The sequence below is a fragment of the Thiohalocapsa sp. genome, from assembly GCF_022340605.1.
In the GTDB taxonomy this organism is placed as follows: Bacteria; Pseudomonadota; Gammaproteobacteria; order Chromatiales; family Chromatiaceae; genus Thiohalocapsa.
This window is the reverse complement of record NZ_JAJDNQ010000094.1, coordinates 60,632-71,903: the sequence shown is the minus strand read 5'-3', so window position 1 is coordinate 71,903 and position 11,272 is coordinate 60,632. Positions and strand designations below refer to the sequence as shown.

Annotated in this window: 10 protein-coding genes; 4 read left to right on the top strand and 6 right to left on the bottom strand. The window is 68.7% G+C overall.

The window, feature by feature from the left end; genetic code table 11:
* On the top strand, positions 1-389 hold a 389-nt coding region (locus LJE69_RS12940), incomplete at its 5' end, for a hypothetical protein (RefSeq protein WP_296925668.1).
* 192 nt (positions 390-581) lie between these two features.
* On the opposite strand, the gene recG is transcribed toward LJE69_RS12940, so the two are convergent.
* Positions 582-2,690 carry an ATP-dependent DNA helicase RecG gene (gene recG / locus LJE69_RS12935; RefSeq protein WP_296925666.1) on the bottom strand — a complete coding sequence of 703 codons (2,109 nt, stop codon included), beginning with the start codon at positions 2,688-2,690 and terminating at the stop codon, positions 582-584.
* A 79-nt stretch (positions 2,691-2,769) separates the two neighbouring features.
* Between recG and LJE69_RS12930 the strand changes: the two genes are divergently transcribed.
* Positions 2,770-3,192, top strand: coding sequence for a secondary thiamine-phosphate synthase enzyme YjbQ (locus tag LJE69_RS12930; protein WP_296925664.1), 423 nt, complete (start codon positions 2,770-2,772; stop codon positions 3,190-3,192).
* Positions 3,193-3,252: 60 nt separating this feature from the next.
* Here the strand turns inward: LJE69_RS12930 and mltB are convergent, their stop codons facing one another.
* From mltB to LJE69_RS12910, 4 genes are all read right to left on the bottom strand, one after another.
* Entirely contained in the window at positions 3,253-4,398 is a 1,146-nt protein-coding gene (gene mltB, locus LJE69_RS12925) for a lytic murein transglycosylase B (protein WP_296925662.1), read from the bottom strand.
* Between the two features lie 234 nt (positions 4,399-4,632).
* Complete coding sequence (locus LJE69_RS12920) at positions 4,633-5,019, bottom strand: RidA family protein (RefSeq protein ID WP_296925660.1); 387 nt, start codon at positions 5,017-5,019, stop codon at positions 4,633-4,635.
* Between the two features lie 185 nt (positions 5,020-5,204).
* The gene (locus tag LJE69_RS12915; protein WP_296925658.1) at positions 5,205-5,666 is read right to left on the bottom strand and encodes a hypothetical protein; all 462 of its coding nucleotides are present in this window, start codon (positions 5,664-5,666) and stop codon (positions 5,205-5,207) included.
* Positions 5,659-6,693: a thaumatin family protein gene (locus LJE69_RS12910; protein ID WP_296925656.1), complete on the bottom strand. Its 1,035-nt coding sequence runs from the start codon at positions 6,691-6,693 to the stop codon at positions 5,659-5,661. The genes LJE69_RS12915 and LJE69_RS12910 overlap by 8 nt, the downstream gene beginning before the upstream one ends.
* A 324-nt stretch (positions 6,694-7,017) precedes the next feature.
* Between LJE69_RS12910 and LJE69_RS12905 the strand changes: the two genes are divergently transcribed.
* Positions 7,018-7,920 carry a phosphoribosylaminoimidazolesuccinocarboxamide synthase gene (locus tag LJE69_RS12905; protein ID WP_296925654.1) on the top strand — a complete coding sequence of 301 codons (903 nt, stop codon included), beginning with the start codon at positions 7,018-7,020 and terminating at the stop codon, positions 7,918-7,920.
* Positions 7,921-8,346: 426 nt separating this feature from the next.
* Entirely contained in the window at positions 8,347-10,401 is a 2,055-nt protein-coding gene (locus tag LJE69_RS12900) for a diguanylate cyclase (protein ID WP_296925652.1), read from the top strand.
* Between the two features lie 222 nt (positions 10,402-10,623).
* Here LJE69_RS12900 and queE read toward each other — a convergent pair whose 3' ends face one another.
* The gene (gene queE / locus LJE69_RS12895; RefSeq protein WP_296925651.1) at positions 10,624-11,271 is read right to left on the bottom strand and encodes a 7-carboxy-7-deazaguanine synthase; all 648 of its coding nucleotides are present in this window, start codon (positions 11,269-11,271) and stop codon (positions 10,624-10,626) included.
* Position 11,272 lies beyond the last annotated feature (1 nt).

The following is an 11,272-nucleotide window of genomic DNA, read 5'->3' as shown; positions in this document are numbered from 1 at the left end:
TGGCCATCGGCCTTACCGTATTTCAGTTGATCCATTTTGCGATTCGTGAGCGCAGCCTGACCGCATTCCCCCTCCAAGTCCGGTTTTGGTACTTGATGCTGCTACTCATCGCCCTGCCGATGCCGTTGCAGATCGTTTATTGGATACCCACCATCGGAACCTGGGCCCAAGTGGTCTTTGGCTATTGCACAATGGCGCGCTGCGTTTCGCTTTTTCCGTGGAATCGAAGCGAACCGTTTTCTGCTGACTTATTGCTGAGAACCTTCCTGTCTCGCCCTGTTCGAGGAAACATCATGCAGGGTCTGCCGTCCGGCAAATCGATAGAGAAAGAGTATCAACGGAGTCAGGTCTTGCAATCGACCATTGCCAAGCGATGCAGAGATGCTTGATTGCAAGACCGGCCCCCATTTTCCACTCGTAGTCGAGATCGCTCACCCGCACCCCGACTGGCTCCGACAGGTGCAGCCCGCAGCCTCAGCCTCAGCAATGTTGACAAGCGGCGCGAGAATGCTTGATTGCAAGACCTGACCCTATTTCCTAATTTGCGCGGGCTGGCGCTCCCGTGACGGCGCTCCCGGACCTCAGACCCGACCGTAGTCATCGCGGTTGCCGAGCCAGCGGTGGATCAGGGCAGTGACGCGATCGATGCCGGAGCGGGATTCGTCCTCCAGCAGCCGGTCGGCGCCGCGTTGGGCGGCGCGCACCAGGTCCTTGTCGCGCAGCGGGTCGGCGAGCCGGAAGGCCGCCATGCCCGCCTGGCGAGTGCCGAGCACCTCGCCGGCACCGCGCATCTTCAGGTCCGCGTCGGCGATGGCGAAGCCACTCGTCTCGCGGCGTAGGATGTCGAGCCGCTCGCGCGCGGCGGCGGTCAGCGGCGGGTGGTAGAGCAGCAGGCAGTAGCTCTCCACCCGGCCGCGCCCCACCCGCCCGCGCAGCTGGTGCAGCTGCGCGAGGCCGAGCCGCTCCGGGTTCTCGATGATCATCAGGCTGGCGTTGGGCACGTCCACGCCCACCTCGATGACCGTCGTCGCCACCAGCAGGTCCAGCTCGCCGGCGGCGAAGGCGGCCATGATGGGCTCGCGCTCGCCGGCCTTGACGCGCCCGTGGACCAGGCCGATGCGCAGCCCCCCGAGCCGCTCGCGCAGGTCCGCCGCCGCGTCCTCGGCCGCCTGCGCTTGCAGCGCCTCGGACTCCTCCACCAGGGTGCAGACCCAGTACGCCTGACGGCCGGCGGCGCAGGCACGGCGCACCCGCTCGATGACCTCGTCCCGGCGGGTATCCGGCACCGCGGCGGTGGTGATGGGCGTGCGACCCGGTGGCAGCTCGTCGATGACGGACAGGTCCAGGTCCGCGTAGACCGCCATCGCCAGCGAGCGCGGGATGGGCGTGGCGGTCATGATGAGCTGATGCGGCAGCCGGCCCTGCTCGACCCCCTTCTCGCGCAGGGCCATGCGCTGGTGCACGCCGAAGCGGTGCTGCTCGTCGATGACCACCAGCCCCAGCTCGGCGAACTGCACGTCGGCCTGGAACAGGGCATGGGTGCCTACCACGACCCGCGCGGTGCCGGCGGCGAGGTCCGCCAGGATGGCCGCCCGCTCGGCGCCCTTGTGCCGGCCGGAGAGCCAGGCGACGTCGATGCCGAGCGGCGTGAGCCAGCCGGCCAGGCTCTTCAAGTGCTGCTCGGCGAGCAGTTCGGTGGGCGCCATCAGCGCCACCTGCCGGCCGCACTCGACGGCCTGCAGCGCCGCCAGCGCCGCCACCACGGTCTTGCCGGAGCCGACATCGCCCTGCAGCAGCCGCATCATGGGCTGAATGCCGGCCATGTCCCGGGCGATCTCGTCCACCACCCGCTGCTGCGCACCGGTCAGCGCGAACGGCAGGCGTTCCATCAGCCGCCGGCGCAGCGCGCCGTCGCCGCCCAGCGGCACCGCGGTCAGGTGCCGGCGCTCGCGGCGCAGGCGGCGCAGGGCGAGCTGATGCGCGAGCATCTCGTCGAAGGCGAGCCGCAGGCACGCCGGGTGGGTGCGCTCCACCAGCGCCTGCACCGCGGCGTCCGCCGGCGGCCGGTGCACGGTCTGCAGGGCCTCATGCAGCGCCGGCAGCCCGAGCGGCGCGGCGATCGCCGCCGGCACCAGGTCCGCCAGCGACTGCGGGTGCACCGCGAGCAACGCCAGGGCCTGGTCCGTGAGGCCGCGCCAGGAGATCTGCTGCATGCCCTCGGTGGAGGGGTAGATGGGCGTCAGCGGCACATCCACGGCCGTGCCGTCCTGCGCGCCGTCGTCGTCATGGTCCGGGCGCTGCTGCACCTCCGGGTGGACCATCTCCAGCGTCTGCGGCCCCTGCCGCACCTCGCCGAAGCAGCGCAGCCGCCGGCCGGGCCGCATGGCCTCCATCTGCGCCCGCGAGAAGTGGAAGAAGCGCAGCATCAGGCCGCCACCGGCCTCATCGCGCAGCCAGACTTTCAGCGAGCGGCGCCGGCCGTAGCCGATTTGCGCATCGGCGACGATGCCCTCCACCAGCGCCTCGTCGCCATCGCGCAGCGCGCCGAGCGGCCGCAGCCGGGAGCGGTCCTGGTAGCGGGCGGGCAGGTGGAACAGGAGGTCGGCAACCGTCTCGATGCCGAGCTTGTGCAACCGCTCGGCGAGTCTCGGTCCGACCCGCTTGAGGCCGGTGACCGGGATCTGATCCAATCCGGTGAGCTCATCGACCGCCCGGACTGGCCGGGCGGTGACCTGGGCATTACTTCGATCGGTAGGCGGAGGCACGGCCATGCAAACGAATCAAGCGCGGTTCGAGGTCGCCACTGACGGCCGCGGCACCACCAATATCACCCGGCGGGTGCAGGACGCGGTGCGCGGGAGCGGCATCCGCACGGGACTCTGTCACGTCTTCGTGCAGCACACCAGCGCCTCGTTGATGCTGTGCGAGAACGCGGACCCAACGGTGCGCCGCGACCTGGAGGCCTTCCTGGCCCGGCTGGTGCCGGACGGCGACCCGCTGTTCCACCACACGGCCGAGGGGCCGGACGACATGCCGTCCCACGTACGCGCCATCCTGACCAACATGGACCTCACCCTGCCGGTCAGCGACGGCCGCTGCGCGCTCGGCACCTGGCAGGGGGTGTTCCTGTACGAGCATCGCACGGACCGGCAGCGCCGGGAGGTGGTGGTGACGGTGCAGGGAGACGGCTGAGCGCGCCGCGCGTCCACCCGCCGCGGGCGGACCGGCCCGATGGCCACCGCGAGAGCATCCTCAGCCCGGATGCGCCGCCGCGGCACCGGCCGCCGGCGTCGTCTTCGCGTAGCGCCCACCGTGGCGCGCCCGCAGCGCCTGCGCGAGCTGATGCACCGTCATCGCGTAATAGGTGCTGTTGTTGTACTCGGTGATGGCCCGGAAGTTGTCGAAGCCGAACCAGTATTCGTAGCCACCGGCGGCGTCGAGCTGCAGCAGGCTCACCCGCTGGCCATCCCGCAGGGAGACGGGCGCGCGAAAGCCCAGGCCCTGCAGCCGGCCCGCCGGGTAGCTGGAGCGGAAGCCGGTCTCCAGCACCCCCGGCGAGGCGGCGCTGACGGGCACCGCCACCGGCTCGCCGGTCTTCCAGCCATGCTGCTGGAAGTAATGCGCGACGCTGCCGATGGCGTCTTCCTTGTTCCACAGGTTGCGCTGGCCGTCGCCGTCGAAGTCCACCGCGTACGCGAGATAGCTGGACGGCATGAACTGCCCGTAGCCCATGGCGCCGGCGAAAGAGCCCACTGGCTGGAAGGGATCGAAGCCCTCCTGGCGGGCCATGACCAGGAAATTCTCCAGCTCGTCGCTGAAGTAATCGGCGCGGCGCGGGTAGTCGAAGGCCAGGGTTGAGAGCGCATCGACGATGCGGTGCTTGCCCATGTAACCGCCCCACTTGGTCTCGATGCCGATGATGGCGACGACGTACTCGGGCGGCACGCCGTACTTCTTGGAGGCCCGATCCAACGCCGCCGCGTACTGATTCCAAAACGCCGAGCCCTTGGCCAGCATGGCCGGCGTGATGTGGCGGGCGCGGTAGCGGGTCCAGGCACCGTTGGGTCCGGACGACGGCCGCCACTGGCGGTTCATGTACTCGATGATCCAGTCATCGGGCCGCACGCGGGAGAAGATGCTCACCAGCTCCGGGCGCGTGTAGCCCCTGGCCTGCATGCGGTCGATGAAGCGCTCCACGTCCGCCCGCCCGGCATAGGGGCCGCTGGTGAGCCTGGGCGTGTTGCTGAACTTGACCGGCCGCAGCCCGACGCCCCGGTGGGCCTTGCCGTGGGCGCTGGCGAGGGTGGCCTCGGGCGCATTCTTGGACGGATTGGAGCCGCAGCCGGCGAGCGGCAGCAGCGTGACAAAAGCGGCGATGACGAGCGGCGAGCGGCGCATCTGGGTCCCCCCGGTGATCGACTGATGTCGGATCGCTGTATCTTATTGATGCCGGGATGGATGTTAGCCGGAAAGCCGTTGCTTGTCTCAGCTGTCAAGGCTCGCCGTGATGTCCTGTACCGCCGGCGCGCCGCCGTGGGAGCGCCGTCCCCGGCGCGATACGACATGGCCGTTGATCGCGCCGAGGACGGCGCTCCCACAAACGACGCTCCCGCGTGCGTCGATGCTTCGCCGTCAGCCGCCGAGCACCATCACCGCATCCATCTCCACCTGCGCCCCCTTCGGGAGGCTGGCGACGCCGATGGCGGCGCGCGCCGGATAAGGCGCCGCGAAATACTCCGACATCACCTGGTTCACCAGCGGGAAGTGCGACAGGTCGGTCAGGAAGACGTTGAGCTTGACCACGTCGGACAGTTCGCCGCCCGCCGCGCGAGCCACCGCCTGAAGGTTGTCGAACACGCGGCGGGTCTGCAGCTCCATGTCCCCGCCAACCAGCATCATCGTGGCGGGGTCCAGCGGGATCTGACCGGACAGGTAGACGGTGTCGCCAACACGCACGGCCTGGGAGTAGGTGCCGATGGCCTCGGGCGCCTGGTCGGTGTGGATGATCTGCTTTGGCATTGTCGTTCTCCGGATCAGTGGTGATGGACACAAGTGACCATAGGCAGTCCATCGGCAGGGGTCAATGACCCCGACCGCACCAGGTGTTTCCCGCCGAACGGCACGGACCCGGGCCAACGACGGCGGCCGAGCGGTCGGTCGGCGCCGCGGCGAGCGGACGCCCGGATCTCAGTCGGGCAGATCCATCACCCGAACAGCCGCTGCCACCAGCGCCGGCGATTGCGTGGCGCCGGCTGCGCGGCGGGCAGGTCCACCGGCCGCAGCTTGCTCATGGTCCAGCCCGGCAGCGGCGGGTTGTCGCTGAAGCCGCAGACCACGCCGAGGTTGCTCGGGTCATAGATCTTGACGAATCCGGGCCGCTCGCGGTCGTCGGCGTAGACGATGCCGCAGAAGTCCTCGTCGTGCTCGCGGCGCAGCAGCGCGTCGATCTCGGCGATGAAGCGGCGCACCTGCTCGCCATCGGCCGAGGCCGCGGGCGGCGGCTCGCCGATGGCGTAGAGATACCAGCCGCCGTCCGCATCGGCGCGCAGCACATCCCACAGCGCGTCCAACTGATGCCAGCGCAACGCCGACGTGAAGCTGCCGCGAAAGGCGGCCAGAAAGGCATCGGCGTCCGCCGTGGGGTTTGGCGCTTGGGCGTCAATCATCACAGTAGAAGGTCATCGTATAGACGGTTCCGGCGGGACAGCGGAAATTCCCTTCCACGTCGTCGTAGGCATACGCATAGGCATTCGGACAGTCCTGGTGAATGCGCTTCACATAGTCCGTGCCGGCAGCCGGACCTTTCCGGCAGGCGTCCGCCGAGAATGGCGGCGTCGGACAGCAATAGTCGGCGGCCTGCGGGTCCGCTGGCCGATAGGTCTTGCCGTTGAACGGCGGATGAGGAAGGCTCTGCCAGTTCGCGGCCGTCAGCTTGGTGCAGGGCGCGAGACATCCCGCGACCGCCGTGGTCGCGGCGCCATCTTCATCCGGGACGTGCAGCACGAGATCCTGGTGCGCCAGATCCGGGTACTTGCCGTTGCTGCTCAGGTCCTCATCGCTCGGGCACGCGTCCATTGTCAGCGCGGCGCAATCAATGACGTTGTTCTCGGGTGCCGCGGTGCAGACCTGCCCAGCCGGCGGCGTCACCCTGAGCTTGTAGGGCAGCGTATAGCCATCCACCATGCTGGTATCCCAGCCATCCGCCCTTGGGAGCACGCCGCTGCCCGATGGATTCTTCTGGCAATCGCGCTCCGGCACCGACGGCAGACAGCCGAACGTGCCCTCGAACTTGGAGTCGATCGGTGGCGCGCAGCCGACCGTCGGCGGGCACGAAAAGCCGTCGGACGCCGGCCCACCGCTCTGGCCGATGGTGCAATCGTGGCCCGCTTCGTCACAGCCCATTCCCGGCCAGAATCGAGTCCCCGCGAGCCCCTTGTCGGGGATGTCATAAGCGATGGAGTCGCCCTTGGCTGCCAGCTTGTGCTGGTTGGGCGCCGCGAGCCTGCCCCCACCGCTGCCCACTTGGTAAAAGATCCAGATCGGCTCATCACAGCCGTTGACTATCTCGAGCCGCTTGGACACCGCCTCACCCCAGACGCTACCGGCGCCCGACAGACAGAGGACGACCAGCACAGCCAGCGACGCCGGCCTCACCCACCCGAAAGCGCGAATGCGCGGATCGATCGCTTGCATCGTCGCCTCTCATCGCCCGCATGGCGGGCAGTCGTGATTATCAGATCGACAGCCGGGCTCGGTCACGTCGTCAGCAGCGGCAACCGGCAGGCTGGGGGCGCGGCGCCGCGGGCGGGCGGAAGTCATCGCTGCACATGGCAAGCGCCGCTGGCGCTGACCCGATGCATGTCAGGGTCCGGCCGGGCGCGTTGGCCGCGCGGCCAACCCGAGCGTCCGGCCCGGCTGCTATAGTCGCAGCAGCCACGCACCAGGGGCAACCGAGCACCCGCCGCACCCTAGAGCCCAAGCCAGAGCCCGAACCCGCGACCAGCACGGCCCGACACCATGACCGCCACGCCCGACGCCCTCTTTCAGTCCAATCTCGAGCACCTGCCGCTCATCAACCGCGGCAAGGTGCGCGACATCTACGGCATCGACGATGCGCACATGCTCATCGTCACCACGGACCGGCTCTCGGCCTTCGACGTGGTGCTGCCGCAGCCCATCCCCGGCAAGGGCGCGGTGCTGACCCGCGTGTCCAACTTCTGGTTCGCCCGCACCGCATCGCTGGTGCCGAATCATCTGGCCAAGGTCCCGCTGACCGAGGTCGTGCCCGACGCCGCCGAGCGCCAAGCCCTCGGCGAGCGCGCCATCGTCGTCCGCCGTATGCGGCCGCTGCCGGTGGAGGCCATCGTGCGCGGCTACCTCATCGGCTCCGGCTGGAAGGACTACCAGCGCTCGGGCAGCGTCTGCGACATCCCGCTGCCCGCCGGCCTGATCCAGGCGGACCGATTGCCCGAGCCCATCTTTACGCCCTCCACCAAGGCCGCCGTCGGCGACCACGACGAGAACGTCAGCTTCCAGCATATCGCCGAGCGCATCGGCGCCGATCTGGCCGCGCAGATCCGCGACATCTCCTTACGCATTTACGCCGAGGCCGCCGACTACGCCGCAACACGCGGCATCATCATCGCCGACACCAAGTTCGAATTCGGCCTCGACGACGACGGCCGCCTGCATCTTATCGATGAGGTCCTCACCCCGGACTCCTCCCGCTTCTGGCCCGCCGACCAATACCGCCCCGGCACCAGCCCTCCCAGCTTCGACAAGCAATTCGTCCGCGACTACCTGGAGACCCTGGACTGGGACAAGACCCCGCCCGGCCCCGAGCTGCCTGCCGAGATCATCGCCAAAACGGCGGAGAAATATGCAGAGGCGGAGCGGCGGTTGGTGCAGCCTTTCTCCTAAAGGCGCTTTCGTTGTCGTTGTCGCGACCTCAACCGCCCGGATATTCGATCACGACCACGACTACGACCACGACCACGAGCGGAGACCTCGACCAGGTTCCTCGGCTCCGGCCCGCCCCGGGTTGGCGCCCTGCAAAATTGGCTCAAACGGGGTACCAGTCTCCGGCACTGCGCATGCGCTCGGCCCACGACCGACCTATTAGGCGAAATTATTACCATTGCATCGGGTAAACACCCTCATCAGCCGCCGGTATCGTAAGATTCGCCGGTAAATCTCGTTCGCCCATCGGCTGTCCAGCCGATGGGGTCCAAGTCGTGCCCCGAGCTACGGCTCGTCCCGCGACCAATGCGCCGGGGGCGAGCCTACTGGTTGCAGCCCTCGCCGAGCAGGCCGAAGGCTCACACCAAACGTCGACGCGGGGGCAGCATGATGCGAACAAGACGCTGGATCGCAACCGCGCTGCTCGCTGCCTCGTTGTCCGCCGGCTTGCCACTGACGGCGATGGCGCAGGCAGCGCAAAGCCAGCCCACGGGCGGCCAGCCGCTCACCGGCGCAATGGCTGCCGGCGCCGCGCCCGATCGACACGCCGTCGGCGACCCGCGCGCTGACGACCCCGCGGACGCGGGCCGATCGATCGCGCTGACCGCGGCAGAACGGCGCTGGCTCGCCGCGGGCCACCAGGTGCGGGTGCGGGTCGGCGATTGGCCGCCCTTCATGATGATCGACCACGGCCGCGTCGAAGGGATCGCCATCGATTACCTGGAGCGCATCTTTCGTCGCTACGGGATCGATTACACCTACGTCACCGACGATCGTGTGAGCTGGCCCGAGGCGCTCGCGGACATCCGCAGGCGTGAAGTCGTGGACATGGTACCGACGGCCAAGATTACCGCGCGGCGGCGCCGGTACATGGTGTTCACGGACGAATACCTGTCCCCGCCGTGGGTCATCTTCACGCGGACCGATGCACCCTTCATCTCCGGCATCGAAGACCTCGCCGGCAGGACCGTGATCGTCCCGGAGGGCTTCGCGATGCGTGAGCTCCTGGCGCAGCGATACCCCGACATCATCGTCACGACCGTCTCCGGCAAACCGCTTGTCGAGCGCTGCCTGTTGGCAGTCGCCAGCGGCGAGGCGGACGCCTACATCGGCAATCTCACCGTCGGCGCCTACCTGATCGCGACCATGAATCTCGCCAACCTGAAGGTGGCCGCACCGACACCCTTCGGCGCGCACGCGAACGCGATGGGGATTCGCCGCGACTGGCCCGAGCTGGCCAGCCTGATCAACAAGGCGTTGCGCAGCATGTCGCCGCAGGAGAAGGTGGCGCTGCGCAACCGCTGGATGGCGGTTCGCTACGACTTCGGCATCCGCCCGCGTGACCTGGCGCTCTGGATCGCGGGGGTCTCGCTGGTCGCGCTCGCCGTCGTCGCCGTGGTGCTCGCCGCCAACCGTCGCCTGCGTGTCGAGGTCGCCAGGCGCACGGACGCCGAAAAGCGTCTGCGCCGCCGCAAGCAGGAGTTGCAGACGGTGCTCGACGGCATCCAGATGCCGCTCGTGCTCGTGGACGTGGATGCGCGCCGAGGCCGCCTCAGCTATGCCGCGGTCAATCCCGCCTACATGGCGGCCACCGGCATGAAGGAGCAGGACCTCATCGGCAAGCAGCTCGGCGACCTCCCGGCGGCGCAGTCCCATGCCGATCTCCCCGCGGTGCATTACCGCCAATGCGCGCAGAACGGCCAGGTGGTGCGCTACGAGACCTGTCTGAAGCGCGGGGGCGAGCCCACCTGGTGGCTGACCCAGGTCTCTCCCCTGCGCGACGACGATGGACACATCTATCGCCTGGTTGGCTCGTCGCTGGACATCAGCGAGCGCAAGCGCGCGGAGCTAGCACTGGTCCTGTCCAACAACGAGCTGCAGCAGCTTGCGCTGACCGACCCGCTGACCGGGCTTTACAACCGCCGCTACCTGGATCGGCGGTTGAGCACGGAGTGGCATCGGCATCGGCACCTCGGCGCACCCCTCGCGCTGATCCTCTGCGACATCGACTACTTCAAACAGTACAACGATACCTACGGCCACCAGGCCGGCGATGACTGCCTGCGCCGCGTGGCCGGCGTGCTGATCGCGATCACGCGTTACGATGTAGACGCCGCGGTACGCTTCGGCGGCGAAGAATTCGCCTTCCTGCTGCCGCAGACGGATGCTCACTTCGCCATCGCCATTGCCGAGCGCATCAGGACCGACGTCGCCCGGCTCGCGCTTGCGCACGCGGCCTCCCCCATCAAGCCCGTGGTCACTTTGAGCTGTGGCGTTGCGGCGCTGGTACCGAGCGATACCAACCGTCCGGAGACCTTGATCCTGCGCGCCGACAGGGCGCTGTATCGGAGCAAGGCGCAAGGCAGAGACCGGGTTTGCGTCAGCGCCCGCGAAACGGCAGCCGCGGCCGGCGAATACGCGCGCTCCGCGGAAACCAGCTGAGCATCGCCCGGATTCACGCACGCAACGCGACGACGTTGATCCGGTCCGGCCGCCATGTCCGACGGTCGGCCGGCTGCTGCAGCCGGCCCGGGCCTCGCCTGGCGCTGGCACGACGCGGTCCCCGAAAGCGACCGGCTCGACGTCGATGCGTCGGCCCGCACGATCCAGGCATGCAGCCGAACCTCGCCGGGGCCGCGACCCCCGCCACCGGCATGGGCAGGCTCACGGGATGCCGATCAGCTTGTGGGTCTGCACGCTCAGCCGCCAGCGCGGGTGCGCCAGGCAGTAGGCCACGGCCGCGGCCGTGTGCTCGGCACGCCGCGGTCCATCCATCGGCTGAAGGTAGAAGTTGCCGAAGCTCAGGTGCGCGAACCGCTCCGGCGGCGCCTTCGGCTGGGGGTAGACCAGCTTCAGCTCGTCACCGGCTTGCTGCACCAGTGGCGCGTCGGCCTTCGGACTGACGCAGATCCAGTCCACGCCGGCGGGCACCGGCAGCGTGCCGTTGCTCTCGATGGCGATCTCGAAGCCGCGGGCATGCAGCGCGTCGATGAGGGTCGCATCGAGCTGCAACAGGGGCTCGCCGCCGGTGCAGACCACGTAGCGCTCCGCATCATCCGCGCCCCAGACGGCCGCGACATGGCCGGCGAGCGTATCGGCATCGGCGAAGCGCCCCCCACCGGGGCCGTTGGTGCCGCGGAAGTCGGTGTCGCAGAAGTCGCAGACGGCGCCGGCGCGGTCCTGCTCGCGCCCGGACCAGAGGTTGCAGCCCGCAAAGCGCAGGAACACCGCCGCGCGACCGCTACGGGCGCCCTCCCCTTGCAGGGTCAGGAAGCACTCCTTGACGCTGTAGCCACGGGACACGGCGGACACA

What these genes read in the sequence shown, in the direction of transcription:
- LJE69_RS12930 (WP_296925664.1), top strand. Translation starts at nt 2,770, where the DNA reads ATGCAAACGAATCAAGCGCGGTTCGAGGTCGCCACTGACGGCCGCGGC.
- mltB (WP_296925662.1), bottom strand. Translation starts at nt 4,398, where the DNA reads ATGCGCCGCTCGCCGCTCGTCATCGCCGCTTTTGTCACGCTGCTGCCG.
- LJE69_RS12920 (WP_296925660.1), bottom strand. Translation starts at nt 5,019, where the DNA reads ATGCCAAAGCAGATCATCCACACCGACCAGGCGCCCGAGGCCATCGGC.
- LJE69_RS12915 (WP_296925658.1), bottom strand. Translation starts at nt 5,666, where the DNA reads ATGATTGACGCCCAAGCGCCAAACCCCACGGCGGACGCCGATGCCTTT.
- LJE69_RS12910 (WP_296925656.1), bottom strand. Translation starts at nt 6,693, where the DNA reads ATGCAAGCGATCGATCCGCGCATTCGCGCTTTCGGGTGGGTGAGGCCG.
- LJE69_RS12905 (WP_296925654.1), top strand. Translation starts at nt 7,018, where the DNA reads ATGACCGCCACGCCCGACGCCCTCTTTCAGTCCAATCTCGAGCACCTG.
- LJE69_RS12900 (WP_296925652.1), top strand. Translation starts at nt 8,347, where the DNA reads ATGATGCGAACAAGACGCTGGATCGCAACCGCGCTGCTCGCTGCCTCG.